Origin of the sequence: Thermocatellispora tengchongensis, from assembly GCF_014202315.1 — a bacterium.
Lineage (GTDB): Bacteria > Actinomycetota > Actinomycetes > Streptosporangiales > Streptosporangiaceae > Thermocatellispora > Thermocatellispora tengchongensis.
In genome coordinates this window covers 68,242-89,030 of the sequence record NZ_JACHGN010000021.1, presented here as the reverse complement: position 1 = coordinate 89,030, position 20,789 = coordinate 68,242, and the positions used below count along the sequence as shown (strand labels likewise).

The following is a 20,789-nucleotide window of genomic DNA, read 5'->3' as shown; positions in this document are numbered from 1 at the left end:
TCCTCGGCATGACGTCCATCCGGCTGCTGGCCGGGGTCCTCGGCGGCCCGCCCGCGCCGCGCGGCTCGTGGGAGCGCGAGGCCGTGTACGTCGCGCACGCCCCGGACGCCGCGGCGGCGGAGCGGGTGCGCGCCCTGCCCGGCGTCACCGAGGTCCGGGCCCGGCCCGGCGGCATGCTGGAGATCGTGGCCGGCGTGCCCGGCGCGCTGGTCCCCGAGCTGCTGGACCCGGTCGCGGCCCGCCCCCGGCCGTCCCCGTGGCCGGACCGGCCGCGCACCTGGGCCAACCCCGGCTTCGCGGTGCGCTACGCGCACGCCCGCGCCGCCTGGGCCGAGCGCTGGGCGCGCGAGCTGGGCGTGCCGGTGGACGGGCCGTTCGAGCCCGGGGAGCTGTCCGGCCGCCACGACCGCGCGGTGCTGCGGGTGCTGGCCGAGGTGCCGGGCCGGCGTGAGGGCGGCGATCCGGCGCCGCCGGCGTACCTGGTGCGGCTGGCCACGGCCTACCACGACGCGCACGAGCACGCCCCGGCCCACCCGGTGGGCGACGCCCCGGTGCTGCCGGTGCACACGGCCCGGGTCTGGCAGGCGCGGGCCGTGCGCGCGGTGCTCGCCGCCGGGCTCGCCGCAATTGGCGAGACACCGCCCGATCGCCTGTGATAGACCCTCCCGGGTCGCGAAAAAGCGGCATTGTGGGGGAGTCGCCGGGGAGATGGGGGTTCGGGTGGTCGTGCACGAGGGCAGCCGGCGAAGCCTCGTCCGGCGGCTGCTGCCGGTGGCGCTGGCCTTCGCGGCCGTGATCGCCGGGCTCGCCCTGCTCGCCCCGCACCTGCGCGACGCGCTCGGCACCGCCCCCGGCTCGCCCAGGTCCGGCGCCGCCACCCACCCCCTGTACTACACCGGCCCGGTCGAGAGCCGGTGCGCGCTGCCCGCCGACCGCGAGGCCGACGTGACGGCCACGCTGCGCGCGCTCATCCCGTGCCTGGACCGCACCTGGACCGCCGCGCTGGCCGCCGCCGGCTACGAGTACGAGCCGCCGGAGGAGGTCAACCTGATCGACACCCCCGAGAACGCCGGATGCGGCACCGAGGACTACGACTGGGCCGGGATCTACTGCCCCGACATCCACTCGGTCAACGTGCTGGTGGAGGACGACTGGTCGTTCACCTCCATGTTCACCCTCGCCCACGAGTACGCCCACCACGTACAGGAGATCACCGGCATCGCCGCGCAGAGCGGGCCGGAGGTGTTCGACGAGGCGTGGTCCCGGCGGCTGGAACTCCAGGCGGACTGCCTGGCGGCGGTCACCCTGCGCGGCATCGACCCCCAGGGGCTCATGGTGCTGCGGGCCCACTCCGTGGAGGACGAGAACGCGATCACCCAGCGGCAGACCCACGGCTCGGCCAGGAACAGCGCGATCTGGATCCACCGCGGCCAGGACAGCGGCACGATCGGCGCCTGCAACACGTGGGCGGCCCCCGCCGACGAGGTCTCCTGAGACTCCTGACCGGTCTTCTGAGTCTCCTGAGTCTCCTGACCTGCGGTGACGCGAAACCGGATAATATTCGGATAACGGCGTTGAATCCGGGATGAATTCCGGTGATCGCGTCTCACGGTGTGGTCAGGCGTCCCATCCGGATCAGCGGGTCCTATAGCCTCGTTCGGGTGAGTCCCTTCGCCCACCCCGCCGGTGACCGGCACGCCGAGATGCTGCCGCACGAGCGCCCGCCGATGTCTCCCGCCGACCTCAACGCCCTCAACCCCGCGATCTGGCCCCGAACGTCCGGGCGCGCGGGCGGCGCCGTCATGGTCGGCGGCGTCGACGTGCGCGACCTGGCCAGGGAGTACGGCACGCCGCTGTACGTGGTGGACGAGGACGACGTCCGCAGCCGCTGCCGCGACTACGCCATCGCGTTCGGCGACAGCGACGTCCACTACGCGGGCAAGGCGTTCCTGTGCAAGGAGGTCGCCCGCTGGATCGACCAGGAGGGCCTGGGCCTCGACGTGTGCACCGGCGGCGAGCTGGCCGTCGCGCTCAGCGTCGGCTTCCCGCCCGAGCGGATCACCCTGCACGGCAACAACAAGTCCGCCGCCGAGCTGGAGCGCGCGATCGAGGCCGGGGTCGGCCACATCGTCGTCGACTCCTTCGAGGAGATCGCCCGCCTCGGCTTCCTCGCCGAGCGCCACGGCGCCCGGCCCAAGGTGCTGGTCCGGGTCACCACCGGCGTCGAGGCGCACACCCACGAGTTCATCGCCACCGCCCACGACGACCAGAAGTTCGGCCTGTCGCTCAACAGCGGCGCGGCGGCCGAGGCCGTGCGCCGCATCCTGGCGCTGCCCCAGCTCGAACTCGCCGGCCTGCACTCCCACATCGGCTCGCAGATCATCGACACCGCCGGCTTCGAGGTCGCCGCCCAGCGCCTGGCCGGGCTGCTCGTCCAGATCAAGGAGGAGCACGGCGTCGTGCTGCCCGAGCTGGACCTCGGCGGCGGCTACGGCATCGCCTACACCGACGGCGACGAGGCGCCCGACATCAAGATGATCGCCGACGCCCTGCGCGACATCGTCGCCAAGGTGTGCACCGCCGCCGGGCTGCCCGTGCCGCGCCTCACCGTCGAGCCGGGCCGCGCCATCATCGGGCCGGGCGGCGTGACCCTGTACGAGGTCGGCACGGTCAAGAACGTCGAGGGGCTGCGCACGTACGTCAGCGTGGACGGCGGCATGAGCGACAACGTGCGCACCGCACTCTACGGCGCCGAGTACACCGCCGTGCTGGCCTCCCGCGAGAGCGAGGCCGCGCCGATGCTCTCGCGGATCGTCGGCAAGCACTGCGAGAGCGGCGACATCGTCGTGCGCGACCTGTGGCTGCCCGAGGACATCGTGCCCGGCGACCTGATCGCCGTCGCCGCCACCGGCGCCTACTGCCGCTCGCTGGCCAGCAACTACAACTACCAGCCCAGGCCCGCCGTCGTCGCGGTCAAGGACGGCGCGGCCAGGGTGATCGTGCGCGGGGAGACCGAGGACGACCTGTTGAGGGGGCAGTTGTGAAACCGCTGAAAGTGGCCCTGCTGGGCTGTGGCGTGGTGGGGTCGCAGGTGGTGCGCCTGCTGCACGAGCAGGCCGACGACCTCGCGGCCCGCGTGGGCGCGCCGCTCGAACTCGCCGGCGTGGCCGTGCGCAGGCTGGGCCGCAAGCGCGACGCCGACGTCGATCCCGCCCTGCTGACCACCGACGCCGAGGCGCTGGTCACCCGCGACGACGTGGACATCGTCGTGGAGGTCATCGGCGGCATCGAGCCCGCCCGGTCGCTGATCCTGGCCGCCATGGCCCGGGGCAAGTCCGTGGTCACCGCCAACAAGGCCCTGCTCGCCGAGGACGGCGCCACCATCCACGCCGCCGCCAAGGCGGGCGGCGCCGACCTGTACTTCGAGGCCAGCGTCGCGGGCGCGATCCCGCTGATCCGCCCGATGCGCGAATCGCTCAACGGCGACCGGGTGCGCCGGGTGCTCGGCATCGTCAACGGCACCACCAACTACATCCTCGACAAGATGGACTCCACCGGCGCGTCCTTCACCGACGCCCTGGAGGAGGCCCAGGCCCTCGGCTACGCCGAGGCCGACCCGACCGCCGACGTCGAGGGCTTCGACGCCGCCGCCAAGGCCGCCATCCTGGCCGGGCTCGCCTACCACAGCCGGGTGACCGCCGCCGACGTGCACCGCGAGGGCATCACCGAGGTCACCGCGACCGACGTCGCCAGCGCCAAGGCCATGGGCTACGTCATCAAGCTGCTGGCCATCTGCGCCCGCTCCGACGACGGCCGCTCGGTCGGGGTGCGGGTGCACCCGGCGATGATCCCGCGCACCCACCCGCTGGCCGGGGTGCGCGAGGCGTACAACGCGGTGTTCGTCGAGGCCGAGTCGGCCGGCGAGCTGATGTTCTACGGCAAGGGCGCCGGCGGCGCCCCCACCGCCTCGGCCGTGCTCGGCGACATCGTGGCCGTGGCCCGCAACCGCCTGTCCGGTGCCCGCGGCCCAGAGGAGTCCACCTACGCCGGCCTGCCGGTGCACCCCATGGGCGAGACCGTCACCCGCTACCACGTCTCCCTGGACGTCGCCGACAAGCCCGGCGTGCTCGCCCGGGTCGCCGACATGTTCGCCAAGCACGACGTGTCGATCCAGACCGTCCGCCAGGAGGGCCACGGCGACGACGCCCAGCTCGTCCTGGTCACCCACCGGGCCACCGACGCCGCCCTGTCGGGCACGATCGAGAGCCTGCGCGAGCTGGACATCGTACGCGCGGTGGCGAGCGTGATGCGGGTGGAGGGCGACGAGACGCCGTAGCCCCCGCGAGCGCAGGGACTTTCTCCGCGGAGGCCGCATTCCGGCGGTGAAGTCGGGACGTCGCCTGACCGGGCACGCCGACTCCTAGTAGGGTGTCCGGGCAGCTCCAGGGCCGCGGGCCCATGGGGCGGCGCCCCCGACCCGGAGACCCCCGACCGCAGAGATCGCATGAGTGAGCGAAGCGAGCGAACCAGTAAGCACAGTTGCCGGGCGCTCGTGCGGCCGACCCAGGAGGCCGCATGAGCGAGCGAACCAGTGAGCACGGTGTGCGGCCGAGGCAGGAGGCCGCATGAGCGAGCGTGGCGAGCGAACAAGTAGGCACGGTCGCTGTGCGCTCGTGCGGCCGACGCAGGAGGCCGCATGAGCGCTGTCGCGGACACCGCGCCACCCCCGCCTGAAGCGTCCGGACCGGGCGGGGCCGGGGAGCCGGCCGCAGGGGCCGGGGCGTCCGGACCGGCCGAGCCGGCGACGCCGCGCGGCTATACCCGCACCCCGGCCGAGCCTCCGGCCGTGCTGAGCTGGACCGGCGGCGGGTGGTCGGCGGTGCGCGCCTCCGGCGAGGCGGTGCCGGGCGATGCGCCGCTCACGGCCGGGCGCGTCGCGCCGCTGCGGCCCGCCCAGGGGGTGCGCGTCGCCTGGCCCGCCGCGCCCGCGCCGCTCGCGCCCGTGCTCGCCCTCGCCGCCGCCGGCGTGCCCCTGTACTCCGACGAGGTCCCCCGATGGGTGGACGACGCCGACCCCGGCCTCGCCGCCCTGCTCCGCGCCTGGCGGCCGGGGCCGCCCCCCGCCGAGGCCCCCGCCCCGATCCGGTCGGTGGCCGACCTGCGCCGCGAGGAGCACAGCGTACGGCTGCGCCGCCACGCCCACCGCGAGACGCGCGAGCGCCCGGCGTCGGTGACCGTGGTGATGTCCAGCATGCGCCCCCACCTGCTCGGCGGCGCGCTGCGCCAGATCGCCCGCCAGCGCCACGTCCAGGTCGAGGTGGTGCTCGGCCTGCACGGCGTGGCCCAGACCGACGAGCGCGTACGCCGCGCCGTGGCGGGCTTCCCGCTGCCGCTCACCGTCGTCGAGGCCCCCGCCGCGACCCCGTTCGGCGAGCTGCTGCACCGGGCGGCCGAGCGCGCCGGCGGCGACCACCTCGCCAAGTGGGACGACGACGACTGGTACGGCCCCGAGCACCTCGCCGACCTGCTGCTGGCCAAGACCTACTCCGGGGCCGACGTGGTGGGCACGGCGGCGGAGTTCTTCTACCTGGAGCCCTTGAAGGCCACCGTCCGGCGCACCGACTACACCAGCGAGGTGTGGAGCGACCACGTCGCGGGCGGCACGATCCTGCTCGGCGCCGCGGCGTACCGCGACTGCGGCGGGTTCGCCCCGCTCGACCGCGGCGTGGACGCCGACCTGCTCAAGCGCATCCACGCCGAGGGCGGCCGGATCTACCGCACCCACGGCCTGGGCTACGTCCTGCGCCGCTCCCACGAGGGCGAGCACACCTGGCGGCTGCCGCTCGGGCACTTCCTGCGCGTGGCCGCCAACCAGTGGCGCGGCTTCCGGCCCAGCGCCATCCTGGAGCATCCCGGGCCCCCCGGCGAGCCCGATCAGCCCGACGAGCCCGGTCAGGCCGGGCCAGGGGAGAAGGAGGACAGGCCGTGACCGCCGGCGCCGCCGCGACCGCACCCGCCTGCGCCCGCATCCGGGGCAACGACTACACCGCCCTGGCCCCGCCCGCGCTCGGCTCGTGGACCCCCTCGCTCACGGTCAGCGTGGTCGTGCCCGCCTACAACGGCCAGCGCAAGCTCGATCTGGTGCTGGCGGGCCTGGCCGCGCAGACCTACCCGGCCGAGCTGATCGAGGTCGTGGTCGTGGACAACGGCAGCGACCCGCCGCTGCGCCTCGGCCCGATCCGGCCCGAGCTGACCCGGCTGATCACCTGCGAGTCGCCCGGCCGGCCCAGCGCGCGCAACGCGGGCCTGGCCGCGGCCACCGGCGACGTGATCCACTGGCTCGACTCCGACGTGGTCCCGGCCCGGCAGGCGGTCGAGGCCCACATGCGCTGGCACCACCTCGCGCCGTACCTGGTGGTGGCCAGCTACCTGCGCTTCACCTCCGCCGAGCCGCCCGCGCCCGAGGTGGTCGCCGAGACCGCCGACCTGGCCGCGCTGTTCGAGCCCGCCGAGCCGCACCAGTGGCTCATCGACCTGCTCGAACGCACCGGCGGCCTGGTCGAGGACCCCCACCGCGCCTTCAGCCTGCACGTCGGGGGCGCCACCTCGGTCAACGCCCGGCTGCTGCGCCGCACCGGCCCCATGGACGTCGATCTCGTGCTCGGCCAGGACACCGAGCTGGGCTACCGCCTGGCCCAGGCGGGAGCGGTCTTCGTGCCCGACCCCGAGGCGGTCGGCTACCACCTCGGGCCCTCCATGCGCATGCGCGACAAGGCCCCGATCGACCGGGTCAGCCACGCCTTCATCGCCGACCGCATCCCGTCGTACCGGTGGTTGCGCTCGCATCCGGGGCGGAGCTGGAAGGTGCCGTACGTGCAGGTCACGGTGGAGGCCGACGCCGGGTACGACGCCGTGCGCGCGACCGTGGACGCCGTGCTGGCCGGCACGATCCCCGACGTCGCCGTCGAGATCATCGGCCCATGGGACACCCTCGTGCCCGAGCGCCGCGCCCCCCTCACCGACCCCGATCTCGATTTGGTGCTGATCCGGGGCCACTACGCGCACGAGGGCCGGGTGCGCCTCCGCGCGTTCTCCGAGCAGTCCTTCGCGCCCTACCACCTGCGGGTGCCCGCCGGGTGGGTGCCGGGCGAGGACTCCGTCGCCCGGCTGCTCGACCTGGCCAGAGAGCAGGGCTACGGCCTGGTCAACGTGCTGCTCGCCGAGACCGCCGAGGGGGTGACGGCCGCCCGCCTGGAGCGTACGGCCGCCTTCTCCCGCGCCGTCATCGTGGCCGGAGAGGGCGAGGACCTCGACGACGCCGTGGAGGACGTCTTCGGCGTGCTGTGGGTCGATGGCGGCGCGTACGACTTCACCCCCGCCGCCGAGGCCCCGCCGATCACCGGCAGGCGCAGCGCGTACCGTGCCCGACAGGAGGCCGCGGCCGAGGTCGCCCGGCTGACCCGCGAGGCCGAGCGGCTGCGCGAGCAGGTCACCCGCTGGCGCGACGAGGCCGGCAAATGGCGCAAGAGCGCCGTGGAGTTCCGCCGCGAGCTGGGCGCCGCACGCAAGGAGCTGGCCGCGGCGAAAAAGGCCGCGCAAACGCAACAGCGCACCGGCGGCCCGGCGAAACTCGCCGCCACCCTCAAACGTGCCCTTTCCCGCGGCTCCGAGGAGAAATGACGGCCGGCCGGGAGCGGCAGAAAACGAGCCCGCCCGAGAGCAGTGCGAAGAGAACGCCCGGCCGACGGCGGCGCGGAAATGACGCCCGGTCAACCGCGCCGGAAAAGGCGCCTCATTTCGTGCCCGAATCGGCCTGGGGCTTGGCCTCGGCCTCGGCGAGGCGCTCGTGCAGCCGGGCGCGGATCTCCTCCGGCGTGTACGCCCGCCGCCGCCGCTCGGCCCGCGCGATCAGCACCCCCGTCGCCGCGACCCCCGCGAATCCCGCCAGCCCGAGTACCTTCCACAGACGCATGTGTCTAGGGTAGCCAGATGCCGAGCATGCGGATCAGCCTCGACGAGGCGCTGAGGGTCACCCACACGGGCGACATATGGCTGTTTCGCGGGCGCAGCGCGCCCGACCGTGCGATCCAGTTGACCACCAACAGCCCGGTCAACCATGTCGGGATGTCGGTCGTGATCGACGACATGCCGCCGCTGATGTGGCACGCCGAGCTGGGCCGCTCGCTGCCCGACATGTGGACCGGCACCCACCAGCGCGGCGTGCAACTCCACGACCTGCGCGCCGCGGTGGAGGTGTGGGCCTCCAAGTACGGCCAGCGGGCCTGGCTGCGCCAGCTCGAACCGCCGGTCACCCGCGAGATGGAGGACGCGCTGCTGCGCGTGATCGCCCGTCTGGACGGCACGCCCTTCCCGTCCACGGCCCGGCTCGCGGGCCGCTGGCTGCGAGGGCGGCTGCCCAGGCTCCGCCGGGTGCGCGAGGAGTCGCTGGAGAGCGCCTACTGCGCCGAGGTCGTCGCGGTGACGTACGAGGAGATGGGCCTGCTGCCCAAGGGGCGCCGCCCCAACTGGTACGACCCCGGCCGCTTCTGGAGCGGCGACGACCTGGACCTGTGCCCCGGCGCCCACCTGGGAGGCGAGATCCGGGTCAACGTGGATCTTCCCCGGTGACCCCGGACCTCCCGCGGGCCGCGGTGGCGGCCCTCGGCGAGCCGTCGGGCGTACGGGTGCTGGCGAGCAGCCCCCGCTCGCACGTGTGGCAGGTCTCGTACCCCGGCCGCCAGGTGATCGTCAAGCGGATCACCGGGGGCCCCGGCGCCGATCTCCGCACGCCCGCCGAGCGCTTCGCCCGCGAGGTCACCGCCCTCGGCCTCGCGGGCACCGCCCCCGACGCCGCCACCTGCGCCCTCCTGGGCCAGGACGAGACCGCCCACGTGCTGATCCTGGAGCACCTGCCCGACGAGCCCCCCGGCCCCGACTGGCCGATCCGGTACGCCGAGTCGCTGGCCCGCCTGCACGCCGCCGCGGTCCGGCACACCCCCGGCCTGCCCTCCTGGCAGCCGCCCTCGGAGCAGGACGCGCAGGCGTTCCTCGCCCTGGCCGGCGCGCTGGGGGTCCCCATCCCGCCCGGGACCCCCGCCGAACTGCGCGATCTGCTCGGCCGGCTGTCGGAGAGGCCGCAGCCGCAGGCCCTGCTGCACGGCGACCCGTGCCCCGACAACTCCAGGTACTCCGGCGGCCGGGTGCGCTTCGTCGATCTGGAACAGGCGTCCCTGGGCAACGGCCTGGTGGAACTCGCCTACCTGCGCGCGGCCTTCCCCACCTGCTGGTGCGCCATGGACATCCGCGAGCCCACCCTGTCGGAGGCGGAGGCGGCGTACCGGGCGACCTGGCACGCCCTGACCGGCGCCCACGTGACCGGCGACCTGGCCGACGCGTGCGCGGGCTGGCTGCTACGCGGGGACAGCCTGGTGGAACGCGCCCGCCGCGGCACCGCGGACCACCTGGCCGCCCTCGTGACCACCGACTGGGAATGGGGCACCGCCACCGCCCGGGAACGCCTCGCCCACCGCCTGGCCAGGGCCACCACCACGCCGTCCCCCCACCTGCGCGCCTTCACCGCCCTGTGCACCGCCATGCGCCGAGCCCTCCACACAAACCACCCCACCCTTCGCCCCCTCCCGGCCACCCGACCGTACTGACCTCTTCTGTGCCGGGCCGGCAGGCGGCGAGGACCCACCAGCACCAGGTACGGCGCGAGGTGGTGCCGGTGCGTGTCGGCCCGGACCGCCCGCCGGTCCGGGACCACGTGGCCACGTCAACGCGAGGAGTGTCCCGCGCGACTGGGCGAGCCGCCGCCCGGCATGGTGGTACCCCACCCCATGCCGGCCACCACCCACGGGAGCGCGGGAGGTTCCGGCATTCACCCCCATCCCGCCCATGCGGAAGATCCACCGTTGCCCGCACACTCCCCGGCGCCATATCCGAGACGGCCGACGGCGAATTCCGGTGACGGCGGAAAAGGCCGTGCGGAGCTTGGGGGCCCGGTATTCGGCCGCATCCCGGAAATGGCGCATATGTTCCGCCGGCCGCACGAGCCCGGAGACAAGCGGGCACCCCGAATCGGAGTCAGTCGGAGTTCAGGGTGTTGCGGATTTTGCGGAACAGTGACGGGCGGTCCGCCGGCTGCGGTCTGGGGGGAGCGGGCGGGGCGGGGGCGGGGGCCGGGGTGGGCTTGGGGGGTTCGGGGGCCGGCCAGTACGCCGTGTGGGTGCCGTGGCGGATGCCGTGCGTGGCCTCGATGGTCTCGTCCACGGTGGTGTCGGGGGTGGTCAGGAGGTGGGCACGGCTCAGGGCCTCGGTGCGGTCCAGGCGGGCCTGGGCGGCTGGGTCGCCGGGGACGTCGGTGATCAGGGAGCCGGCGCGGTGCTCCTGGAGTTCCTCGATCATGCGCTTGAGGGTGTCCGGGCCCAGGGGGGTGGTCACCGGGCCCGTGTAGCGGAAGGCGATGGGCGCGGGGGAGGGGGCGGGCTCGTCGGCGAAGCGGACGCGCTCGTCGTGGGAGAACAGCTCGCGGATCAGCCTGAGGTCCAGGTCGGGGTCGTCCAGGACCGGGCGGCGCCCGGCGGGGAGCTTGGACCAGGGGGCGACGAGGGTGACGAGCACGTCGTCCACCGTGCCGGCGAACGCGGCCGTCACCGCGGCGCGTACCGACTCCTCGCTCGCGCCCTCCACCTCCAGCACCACCTCCACGTACGGCACCTTCCAGTGCCGGCCGCGGTCCTTGCGCAGGTCGCGGCGGAGCGGGACGCGGTGGGCCAGGTACGTGCCCGCGACCCGCACCGTGCGCTCCTTGTCGGTGCGCTGGCCCGGGAGCCCGAGGTGGACGGCACGCGCGGCCGGGTCGGGGATGAAGACCGAGCCGGCCGCGGCCAGGCGGTAGGCGAACTCGGTGTCCTCGCCCCGCGGCACCTCGGGGTCGATGCCGCCGACCTTGTGGAACAGCTTGCGGTGCAGGCACAGCGTGGGCCCGGTGCACACGTGGTACGGGTTGCGGCTGGCGCGCAGGCCGTCCAGCTTGGCGATCGTGGCCTCGGTCGAGCTGGGCAGCGCGGCCGACAGGTCGAAGACCGCGCCCAGCCCCTCGCCGCGTACGGCGTCGTGGACCTGCTCGGGGGTCGGCTCGCGCGCCTCGTCGAACTCCACGAACGACTTGTAGCCGATGGTGACCACGTAGTCGGTCAGGTGGTGCCAGCGAGCCAGGGCCTCGATGTGCTCCTTGCAGGTGACCATGTCGGCGTCGAGGCGCTGGATCAGCACGCCGTCGGCGACCGCCGCGCCCGCGTTGAGCGCGTGGCCGATGCCCCAGCCGCCCGGATCGGGGGTGACGATGCGGGTGTCGATCGGGGCGATCTCCGGCAGCCGCAGCGGTGGCGTGCTGCCGTCGTCCACCACGATGACCTCCAGCAGGTGCACCGGGTACGTCTGCGCGGCGAGGGCGGCCAGGGTGAGGTCCAGCTTCCGCTGCCCGCCGTGCGCCGGGATGATGACGCTCACCGGGAGGGTGGGCTGCCACTCGCCGAGACGCGGCGGCTCCAGCGGCGAGTAGTCGTTGTGCCGGATCAGGGGCCGGTGGCTCGACCAGGCGTCGGTGCCCGATCCACCTGTCATGGTCAACAGCTCCTCGTGCGCGTTACGGCGGACAAGTTTGGCCGAACCCTACCGGTCCCCACGGCTCACCCGTCTACCGGACGAAACACGGTTAACGGTCATCCGATGCCCGGCCTGGAGCGGGCCGACCCCGCACGCCGTAGACTCTGTGCACAACACCGCAGGTAGCGGATGCAGCGCAAGCGAGCGTTGGCAGCATTGGCGCGCAGGCGGCCCGGCCCCACCGGCCGCGCGCGAGAGGAGCCGATCATGACCAGGGTGTGGCGTGGCCTCATCGAGGAGTACCGTGACCGACTTCCGGTGACGAGCACGACGCCCGTCGTAACCCTCCTCGAAGGCGGCACGCCGCTCGTGCCCGCCAAGCGGGTCTCCGCCCTCACGGGGTGTGAGGTCTACCTCAAGGTCGAAGGGCTCAACCCGACCGGCAGCTTCAAGGACCGCGGCATGACGATGGCCATCAGCAAGGCCGTCGAGGAGGGCGCCAAGGCGGTCATCTGCGCCTCCACCGGCAACACCAGCGCCTCCGCCGCCGCGTACGCCGTGCGCGCCGGGCTCACCTGCGCGGTGCTCGTGCCCCGCGGCAAGATCGCGATGGGCAAGCTGGCCCAGGCGCTGGTGCACGGCGCCAAGCTGCTCCAGGTCGACGGCTCCTTCGACGACTGCCTCGACATGACCCGCAAGCTGTCCGAGAGCTACCCGATCGCGCTGGTCAACTCGGTCAACCCGTTCCGGCTGCAGGGTCAGAAGACCGCCTCCTTCGAGATCGTGGACGTCCTGGGCGACGCGCCCGACGTGCACTGCCTGCCGGTCGGCAACGCCGGGAACATCTCGGCGTACTGGATGGGTTACAAGGAGTACGCCGCCGACGGCGTGGCCACCCGCACCCCGCGCATGCTCGGCTTCCAGGCCAGCGGCGCGGCGCCGATCGTCAACGGCGCCCCGGTGACCCACCCCCACACGATCGCCACCGCGATCCGCATCGGCAACCCCGCCTCCTGGAAGCTGGCCGAGGCCGCCCGCGACGAGTCCGGCGGCGCGATCCAGTCGGTCACCGACCGCCAGATCGCGGCGGCGTACAAGCTGCTGGCCCAGGAGGAGGGCGTGTTCGTGGAGCTGGCCTCCGCGGCGAGCGTGGCGGGCCTGCTGCAGGCGCACGAGCAGGGCCTCGTACGCGGCGGCGAGCGCGTCGTGTGCACCGTCACCGGCAACGGCCTGAAGGACCCCGACTGGGCCATCGCCGGCGCGCCCGCGCCGGTCACGATCCCGGTCGACGCCCACGCCGCCGCCGGCGCCCTCGAACTCGCCTGACGCCCTCAGGTTCCCGCCCCCCACAGAAGGTGATCGATGTCCTCCAGTGCCACCGCGGTGGTCCGCGTGCCCGCGACCTCGGCCAACCTCGGCCCCGGATTCGACTCGCTGGGCCTGGCCCTGGCGATGTACGACGAGGTCGAGGCCGAGCTGACGGGCACCACCGCGCGGGTCGAGGTCGCCGGTGAGGGCGCGGGCGAGCTGGATCTCGGCGAGGGGCATCTCGTCGTACGCGCGATGCGCGCGGCGTTCGACCGCATGGGCGCGCCGCAGCCGCCGGGGATCGCGCTGCGCTGCCGCAACCGCATCCCACACGCGCGCGGCCTCGGCTCGTCGTCGGCCGCGATCTGCGCCGGCATCCTCGCCGCGCGCGCCTTGGCCGCCAAGGACGAGGCGCGGTTCTCCGACGACGTGTTCTCAGACGACGACGTGTTCGCCCTGGCCACCGAGCTGGAAGGGCATCCCGACAACGTCGCGCCGTGCCTGGCGGGCGGTCTGACGATCGCGTGGACGCAACCCGCCGGGCCACCGCGTATGGTGAAACTACGACCGCATGCCGGGATCCGGCCCGTGGTCGTGATCCCCGGTCACCGGCTGTCCACCGAGGTGGCCAGGGGATGCCTGCCCGAACACGTGCCACACGCCGACGCCGCCGCCAACGCGGGGCGCGCGGCGCTGCTGGTCGCCGCGGTCACGCAACGGCCGGAGACCCCGCTCCTGCTCGCCGCGACGGAGGACAGGCTGCACCAGGACTACCGCGCGCCCGCGATGCCGCAGACCGCGGACCTGGTCAAACGACTGCGCGCGATCGGCGTTCCCGCCGTCGTGTCGGGGGCGGGGCCCACGGTTCTCGCCTTCGCGACAGCCGGCACACAGGATTTGATCGCGCCAGAAGTGGGTAATGACTGGCACATCCAGCCACTGGACGTCGCCACCGACGGTGCGAGCGTCCAGTTTCCCGAGACACGCTGATACCTCTTCGACCTTCAGGGAATAGCCGTGTGCGCTGGTGATGTTAGGCTTATAGCCGCACCAGATGCCCCCATGATGGGTGCGTGCTTGTCAGCCACACATCGCTGCATCATGCTCCACCTCGTCAGACGTGGGCAGCACACCCTCCCCGAATCCGTCGTCTCCGGTTGGCCCACATCCGGTTGGCGCGTCGAGGGGCGGCGAATGCGGGGATATATCGGCTGCGGCCATATCTGGCCGGCGGCAACAATCCGGGGGGTGACCTCCACGCACCCACCGTCGGCAGTCGTTGACGGTGACCGCGCGGACGCGCATGTCCCCGACAGTGGCAGCCGTCCCTCGGGGCGGCCAAGGATCGAAATGTGCACCCCGAACCGGTCTGTCCCACCGGATCGATCGCACCTCCGGGACGGACGGCTTATCGCAGCCGACGCCCGACCCCTGGGAAGGACCCTTAGTGAGCGACACCACCGAACTCCTCTCCGACACCGGCTCAGCGCAGCCGGCGGCCGGCGATACCCCCACCCGCGCCGCGGCGAAGCCGCGCCGTCGCTCCGGCACCGGCCTGTCCGCCATGGTGCTGCCCGAGCTGCAGCAGCTCGCGTCGAGCCTGGGCATCAGCGGGACCGGGCGGATGCGCAAGAGCGCGCTCATCGCGGCCATCCAGGAGAAGCAGGGCGTCTCCGCCGACTCCGGCGCGACCGCTAACGCCGCTCCCGCCGAGGCCGCGGCCCCGGCGGCGGCCCCCGCGCCCGCGGCGACGGCCGAGCCCGCCGCTCCGGCCGAGCGCCCCACCCGCACCCGCAGGGAACGTTCCCGCTCCGCCGCCCCCGCCGTGGCCGAGCCCGCCGCCGAGCAGCAGCCCGCCGCCGAGCAGCCCGTGGCCGCCGCCGAGCCCGTGGCCGCCGCGTCCGCGCCCGCCGTCGAGCAGGCCGAGACCGTGCAGGCCGAGGCCCGGCAGGAGCGCGGCGAGAGCCGCCGCGAGCGCCGCGCGCGCAACAGCGAGCGGGGCGAGCGCCGCGAGCGCGAGTCCGCGCGTGCCGAGAGCCGCGCCGACCAGCGCGCCGCCGACGCGGGCCAGAGCCGCGGCGAGCAGAGCCGCGGCGAGCAGAGCCGTGGCGAGCAGAGCCGGAGCGAGCAGCGCGACGCGACCCGCGACCAGAGCCGTGACCAGACGCGTGACCAGGCGCGGAACGGCGCCGAGCCGGACGACGAGGGCGGCCGCCGCGGCCGGCGCGGCCGGTTCCGCGAGCGCAACCGCCGCGGGCGCGACCGCTTCGACGCCAACGAGCCCGTGATCGGCGACGACGACGTGCTGATCCCGATCGCCGGCATCCTGGACATCCTCGACAACTACGCGTTCGTGCGCACCAGCGGCTACCTGCCGGGCGCCAACGACGTGTACGTCTCGCTGGCCCAGATCCGGCGCAACGGCCTGCGCAAGGGCGACGTCATCACCGGCGCCGTGCGGCAGCCGCGCGAGGGCGAGCGGCGCGAGAAGTTCAACGCGCTGGTCCGCCTCGACACCGTCAACGGCATGGACCCCGAGCAGGCCCGCAACCGGCCCGACTTCAACAAGCTGACGCCGCTGTACCCGCAGGAGCGGCTGCGCCTGGAGACCGAGCCGAACGTCCTGACCACCAGGATCATCGACATGGTCTCGCCGATCGGCAAGGGCCAGCGCGGTCTGATCGTCTCGCCGCCCAAGGCCGGCAAGACGATGGTGCTCCAGGCCATCGCCAACGCGATCACCCGCAACAACCCCGAGTGCCACCTGATGGTCGTCCTGGTGGACGAGCGTCCGGAAGAGGTCACCGACATGCAGCGGTCGGTGAAGGGCGAGGTCATCCACTCGACCTTCGACCGGCCCGCCGAGGACCACACCACGGTCGCCGAGCTGGCCATCGAGCGCGCCAAGCGCCTGGTCGAGCTGGGTCACGACGTGGTCGTGCTGCTCGACTCGATCACCCGTCTCGGCCGCGCCTACAACCTCGCCGCCCCGGCGAGCGGGCGCATCCTGTCGGGTGGTGTCGACTCCACGGCGCTCTACCCGCCCAAGCGCTTCTTCGGCGCCGCCCGCAACATCGAGAACGGCGGCTCGCTGACGATCCTCGCCACGGCGCTGGTCGAGACCGGCTCCAAGATGGACGAGGTCATCTTCGAGGAGTTCAAGGGCACCGGCAACATGGAGCTCAAGCTCAACCGGTCCCTGGCCGACAAGCGGATCTTCCCCGCGGTGGACGTGGACGCGTCCGGCACCCGCAAGGAGGAGATCCTCATGGCCAAGGAGGAGCTGCAGATCGTCTGGAAGCTGCGCCGGGTGCTGCACGCGCTCGACATGCAGCAGGCCCTGGAGCTCCTGCTGGAGAAGATGAAGGAGACCAAGTCCAACGCGGAGTTCCTGCTCCAGGTCCAGAAGACCACCGTGAGCAACGACCGCGACTGACGAGCGTACGCGCGGCACGGCGGGCCGGATTCCCGGCCCGCCGTCGCCGTGCCGCCGGATCGGCGCCCTCCCGGGAATGCGACGCGGCCTGGGGTGGTTGTCGAATCTGGCACACTGGTAGCCGAACCGCAGCGGTACCGGTTCCCGCCCGCGCCCACACCGGTGTGCGGAAGGCGCGTGAGTGCCCCTCGGCACGATACGAATGGCGACCCGGCGACCGCGGCCTGCGAGAGGACGATGACATGAAGCCCGATATCCACCCCGAGTACGTCGTGACCCAGGTGACCTGCACCTGCGGCAACTCCTTCACGACCCGCAGCACCGCCAAGAACGGCGTGATCCACGCCGACGTGTGCTCGGCCTGCCACCCGTTCTACACGGGCAAGCAGAAGATCCTCGACACCGGCGGCCGGGTGGCCCGCTTCGAGAAGCGGTTCGGGAAGAAGGCCGCGGGCAAGTAGCCCGACCATGCGCCGGCCCGGCGTCGCCTCGCCCCGTCGAGGCGTGTCCGGGTCGGCGTTTGCGATGTTGCCGCTGTTGTCGTCGTGGTTGTAGTTGTGGAGGTACGCACGGTGAATCTGGACGAGCTGCTCAGTGAATACGCCGAGCTGGAGACCAAGCTCGCCGACCCCGCCGTGCACGCCGACCAGGCGCAGGCGCGTACCCTCGGCAGGCGCTACTCCGAGCTGACCCCGATCGTGGCGACCTACCGGGAGCTCAACGGCGTACGCGACGACCTGGCCGCGGCGAAGGAGCTGGCCGCCGAGGACCCCGCGTTCGCGGAGGAGGCCAAGGAGCTGGAGTCGCGGATCGCGCCGCTGGAGGAGCGGCTGCGCCACCTGCTGGTGCCGCGCGACCCCAACGACTCCAAGGACATCCTCATGGAGATCAAGGCCGGCGAGGGCGGCGAGGAGTCCGCGCTGTTCGCCGGCGACCTGCTGCGGATGTATCTGCGCTACGCCGAGCGCGTCGGCTGGAAGACCGAGATCCTCGACGCCCAGCACTCCGACCTGGGCGGCTACAAGGACGTCACCGTCGCCATCAAGGGCAAGGGCGACGAGGGCGTGTGGTCGAAGCTGAAGTTCGAGGGCGGGGTGCACCGCGTGCAGCGCGTGCCTGCCACCGAGTCGCAGGGCCGCATCCACACCAGCGCGGCCGGCGTGCTCGTCTACCCCGAGGCCGAGGAGGTCGATGTCCAGATCGACCCCAACGACCTGCGCATCGACGTCTTCCGCTCCGGCGGCCCCGGCGGCCAGAGCGTGAACACCACCGACTCCGCGGTGCGCATCACGCACCTCCCCACCGGCGTCGTCGTCTCCTGCCAGAACGAGAAGAGCCAGCTCCAGAACAAGGAGTCGGCCATGCGCGTCCTGCGCGCCCGGCTGCAGGCCCTCGCCGAGGAGGAGGCCGCGGCCGAGGCCGCCGCCGAGCGCAAGTCGCAGGTGCGCACGGTCGATCGCTCCGAGCGCATCCGCACCTACAACTTCCCCGAGAACCGCATCTCCGACCACCGGGTGGGCTTCAAGGCGTACAACCTGGACCAGGTGCTCGACGGCGAGCTGTCGGCGGTGATCCAGGCGTTGCTCGACGCCGAGATGGCCGAGAAGCTGGCGGCCCACTCCTGATCATCACGCCATGAGCCTGCTCCTCGACGAGATCGCCCTCGCCACGGCCCGCCTGGCCGAGGCGGGGGTGCCGTCGCCGCGCACCGACGCCGAGGAGATCGCGGCCTTCGTGCACGGCGTGCGCCGCAGCGAGCTGCACACCGTCAAGGACTCCGACTTCGACGCCCTGTTCTGGGAGGGCATCGCCCGCCGCGAGGCCAGGGAGCCGCTGCAGCACATCACCGGCCGCGCCTACTTCCGCTACCTGTCGCTGGAGGTCGGCCCCGGCGTCTTCGTGCCGCGCCCCGAGACCGAGGTCGTGGCCGGGTGGGCGATCGACCGGCTTCGCGAAATGGACGTCGCCTCGCCGATCGTCGTCGATCTCGGCACCGGCTCCGGGGCCATCGCGCTGTCGATCGCGCAGGAGGTCGCGCTGGCGCGGGTGCACGCCGTCGAGGTCGATCCCGGCGCCTACACCTGGGCCAAGCGCAACATCACCGAGCTGGGCCAGGGCCGGGTCACCCTGCACCCCGAAGACCTCGCCGACGCGCTGCCCGAGCTGAACGGCCAGGTGGACCTGGTCGTCTCCAACCCGCCGTACATCCCGCCGGGGGCGGTGCCGCGCGACCCCGAGGTCCGCGACTACGACCCCGGCCGCGCCCTGTACGGCTCCGGCCCCGACGGCCTGGACGAGGTGCGCGCGGTCGAGCGCACCGCGCGCCGCCTGCTGCGTCCCGGCGGCTTCGTCGCCGTCGAGCACGCCGACGTCCAGGGCTCGGCGGTCTACCTGCTGTTCCCCGAGGAGCACGGCTGGCGCGACACCCGCGTGCACCAGGACCTCACCCGCAGGGACCGCTTCCTGACCGCGCGCTTCGGCCAGGAGTGACGTCAGGAGCACCCCGGCCACCTGGAAGGATGCCTATCGTGACGATCCGACGATACGACTGCGCCGACCCCGACCAGCGTGCCGCGGGCCTGACCGACGCGGCCTCCACCGTACGCCGCGGCGAGCTGGTCGTGCTGCCCACCGACACGGTCTACGGCATCGGCGCCGACGCCTTCACGCCCACGGCCGTCGCCGCGCTGCTCGAAGCCAAGGGCCGCGGGCGCGACATGCCCACCCCGGTGCTCGTCGGCACCGTACGCGCGGCGAACGCGCTGGTGGAGAACCTCGGGCCGTACGGGCAGGACCTCATCGACGCGTTCTGGCCCGGCCCGCTGACCCTGGTCTGCCGCGCGAACCGCTCCCTGTCGTGGGACCTCGGCGACACCAAGGGCACCGTCGCGGTGCGCATGCCGCTGCACCCGGTGGCGCTCGACCTGCTCAAGGAGACCGGCCCGATGGCGGTCAGCAGCGCCAACCGCGCCGGCGCCCCGCCCGCCACCACCGCCAAGGAGGCCGAGGACCAGCTCGGCGAGTCGGTCCAGGTCTACCTCGACGGCGGCCCGTGCGCCGACAACGTGCCCTCGACGATCCTCGACCTCACCACCGCCGTGCCGCGTCTGCTCCGCAAGGGCGCGATCTCCGTCGAGAAGCTGCGCGGCGTTGTGGGATATGTCGCGACCGACGGCGACAATACGGGCGGCGACTAAGCCATACCGGCTGATTATCCCCGAGACGAACGGGCGTAGCGCAGGTACCGTGAGGTGGGCCGACACTTCCGGGAGACGCGCATGGGCAAGTTCGACGGAATGGAACCCAAGCTCGTTCGTCAGATGCTGGCCGAGGTGCAGCGCGCGGCCACGCAGATGCGGACCGCCGAGGGCAAGATCGCCCGTGTGCTGAGCGTGGCGGGCGTCTCCGCGCCGGCCACACAGCGCCCCGTCCAGATCGCCGACGCCTGCGACGAGATGGTCCGCGACGTCTCGGCCCGCCTCCAGCTTCTGGAGAAGCAGGAACAGCAGAACACGGCCACCGACGTCGCCCAGCCCAAGAAGGACGACAGGCCCGCCGACGACCCCGCCCCGAAGACCGACCAGGGCGCGAAGACCGACACCTCCGACAAGACCGGCGCCTCAGACAAGGCCGACAAGACCGACAAGACGGATAAGAGCGACAAGACCGACACCGGTCGCGCGGACACCGACAAGACGGACACCGATAAGACCGACAAGACCGATAAGTCGGACACCGACAAGTCTGATAAGTCCGACAAGACGGAGAAGTCGGACGCCGACAAGAAGCCCGACGCGGATCGCGCGGACCCCGACAAGGGGGAGAAGACCGACCCGCAGGACCCCGGCAAGCAGGACACCCGCGACTCCGGCTCCGACAAGATCGATACTCCGCAGAAGGACCACCCGGACGACACCGACACCTCCCAGGTGGGCAAGCCCCAGGTGCTGGAGGTGGACGGCGTCAAGGTCGTCGCGGTCCCGCTCGATCCGCCGACCATGGACGAACTGCGTGACATCGTGCAGAACCTGGAGAACGCCCAGCCCCTCGACATGCCGGTGGTGACGTTCGAGGAGCAGGGCAAGGCCCCCACCCCCGACGGCCCGCCGGGCCAGGTCGATCCCCAGGGCCCCACCAATCCGGGCCAGCCCGATACCCCGGTCCTCGACCAGGCCGAGCCCGCCACCGACCAGACCGTCCAACCCCCCGGCACCGGCACCCCCGCCACGACCGACACCACCCCCCAGCCGACGGCACCCCCCACGACGGGCGCCGACGGACAGCAGCAGGTGGCGCCTCCTATGACGGGCGCCGATGGGCAGCAGGTGGCGCCTCCCGCGACGGGCGCCGATGGGCAGCAGGTGGCGCCTCCCGCGACGGGCGCCGATGGGCAGCAGGTGGCGCCTCCCGCGACGGGCGCCGATGGGCAGCAGGT

At 73.1% G+C, this 20,789-nt stretch carries 17 protein-coding genes and 1 pseudogene; 16 read left to right on the top strand and 2 right to left on the bottom strand.

The genetic code is table 11. The features are described 5' to 3' along the window. The first annotated feature begins 8 nt into the window (after positions 1–8). The 6 genes from HNP84_RS38285 (at position 9) to HNP84_RS38260 (ending at position 7,680) form a co-directional block, all read left to right on the top strand. Positions 9–656, top strand: coding sequence for an anticodon-binding protein (locus tag HNP84_RS38285; RefSeq protein ID WP_185054928.1), 648 nt, complete (start codon positions 9–11; stop codon positions 654–656). Between the two features lie 52 nt (positions 657–708). Next, the gene (locus HNP84_RS38280) at positions 709–1,494 is read left to right on the top strand and encodes a neutral zinc metallopeptidase (RefSeq protein WP_185054927.1); all 786 of its coding nucleotides are present in this window, start codon (positions 709–711) and stop codon (positions 1,492–1,494) included. Positions 1,495–1,661: 167 nt separating this feature from the next. After that, positions 1,662–3,044, top strand: a complete 1,383-nt coding sequence (gene lysA / locus HNP84_RS38275) for a diaminopimelate decarboxylase (protein WP_185054926.1) — start codon at positions 1,662–1,664, stop codon at positions 3,042–3,044. Then, positions 3,041–4,336 (top strand): homoserine dehydrogenase, encoded by a 1,296-nt coding sequence (locus tag HNP84_RS38270; protein WP_312926683.1) that lies wholly within the window; start codon positions 3,041–3,043, stop codon positions 4,334–4,336. Before lysA ends, HNP84_RS38270 begins: the two co-directional genes overlap by 4 nt. A 360-nt stretch (positions 4,337–4,696) precedes the next feature. Next, complete coding sequence (locus HNP84_RS38265) at positions 4,697–5,989, top strand: glycosyltransferase family 2 protein (protein ID WP_185054925.1); 1,293 nt, start codon at positions 4,697–4,699, stop codon at positions 5,987–5,989. Beyond that, positions 5,986–7,680 carry a glycosyltransferase gene (locus HNP84_RS38260; protein WP_312926682.1) on the top strand — a complete coding sequence of 565 codons (1,695 nt, stop codon included), beginning with the start codon at positions 5,986–5,988 and terminating at the stop codon, positions 7,678–7,680. The genes HNP84_RS38265 and HNP84_RS38260 overlap by 4 nt, the downstream gene beginning before the upstream one ends. Positions 7,681–7,792: 112 nt before the next feature. Here HNP84_RS38260 and HNP84_RS38255 read toward each other — a convergent pair whose 3' ends face one another. Beyond that, complete coding sequence (locus HNP84_RS38255; RefSeq protein ID WP_185054924.1) at positions 7,793–7,972, bottom strand: hypothetical protein; 180 nt, start codon at positions 7,970–7,972, stop codon at positions 7,793–7,795. 26 nt (positions 7,973–7,998) lie between these two features. On the opposite strand from HNP84_RS38255, the gene HNP84_RS38250 reads away from it, so the two are divergent. Both HNP84_RS38250 and HNP84_RS38245 read left to right on the top strand, forming a co-directional pair. Beyond that, a complete protein-coding gene (locus HNP84_RS38250) occupies positions 7,999–8,628 on the top strand; it encodes a hypothetical protein (RefSeq protein WP_185055021.1) in 630 nt (209 codons plus the stop codon). After that, the gene (locus tag HNP84_RS38245) at positions 8,625–9,659 is read left to right on the top strand and encodes a phosphotransferase family protein (RefSeq protein WP_185054923.1); all 1,035 of its coding nucleotides are present in this window, start codon (positions 8,625–8,627) and stop codon (positions 9,657–9,659) included. Before HNP84_RS38250 ends, HNP84_RS38245 begins: the two co-directional genes overlap by 4 nt. A gap of 427 nt (positions 9,660–10,086) precedes the next feature. Here HNP84_RS38245 and HNP84_RS38240 read toward each other — a convergent pair whose 3' ends face one another. Further along, positions 10,087–11,628: a glycosyltransferase family 2 protein gene (locus tag HNP84_RS38240; RefSeq protein WP_185054922.1), complete on the bottom strand. Its 1,542-nt coding sequence runs from the start codon at positions 11,626–11,628 to the stop codon at positions 10,087–10,089. A gap of 249 nt (positions 11,629–11,877) precedes the next feature. Here HNP84_RS38240 and thrC point away from each other — a divergent pair, with 249 nt between their 5' ends. The 8 genes and pseudogenes from thrC to HNP84_RS38200 form a co-directional block, all read left to right on the top strand. Further along, the gene (gene thrC / locus HNP84_RS38235; RefSeq protein WP_185054921.1) at positions 11,878–12,936 is read left to right on the top strand and encodes a threonine synthase; all 1,059 of its coding nucleotides are present in this window, start codon (positions 11,878–11,880) and stop codon (positions 12,934–12,936) included. Positions 12,937–12,972: 36 nt separating this feature from the next. Next, on the top strand, positions 12,973–13,908 hold the full coding sequence (gene thrB, locus HNP84_RS38230) for a homoserine kinase (protein WP_185054920.1): 936 nt from the start codon (positions 12,973–12,975) through the stop codon (positions 13,906–13,908). A 457-nt stretch (positions 13,909–14,365) separates the two neighbouring features. Beyond that, the gene (gene rho / locus HNP84_RS38225) at positions 14,366–16,354 is read left to right on the top strand and encodes a transcription termination factor Rho (protein WP_185054919.1); all 1,989 of its coding nucleotides are present in this window, start codon (positions 14,366–14,368) and stop codon (positions 16,352–16,354) included. A 242-nt stretch (positions 16,355–16,596) separates the two neighbouring features. Beyond that, complete coding sequence (gene rpmE, locus HNP84_RS38220) at positions 16,597–16,815, top strand: 50S ribosomal protein L31 (protein WP_185054918.1); 219 nt, start codon at positions 16,597–16,599, stop codon at positions 16,813–16,815. Between the two features lie 111 nt (positions 16,816–16,926). Next, positions 16,927–17,979 (top strand): peptide chain release factor 1, encoded by a 1,053-nt coding sequence (gene prfA / locus HNP84_RS38215; RefSeq protein ID WP_185054917.1) that lies wholly within the window; start codon positions 16,927–16,929, stop codon positions 17,977–17,979. A gap of 10 nt (positions 17,980–17,989) precedes the next feature. Continuing rightward, on the top strand, positions 17,990–18,844 hold the full coding sequence (prmC, locus tag HNP84_RS38210) for a peptide chain release factor N(5)-glutamine methyltransferase (protein ID WP_185054916.1): 855 nt from the start codon (positions 17,990–17,992) through the stop codon (positions 18,842–18,844). A gap of 38 nt (positions 18,845–18,882) precedes the next feature. Then, positions 18,883–19,551 (top strand): L-threonylcarbamoyladenylate synthase, encoded by a 669-nt coding sequence (locus HNP84_RS38205; protein ID WP_376772021.1) that lies wholly within the window; start codon positions 18,883–18,885, stop codon positions 19,549–19,551. Positions 19,552–19,632: 81 nt separating this feature from the next. Beyond that, a pseudogene (locus HNP84_RS38200) lies at positions 19,633–20,789 on the top strand (hypothetical protein); the annotation flags it as partial.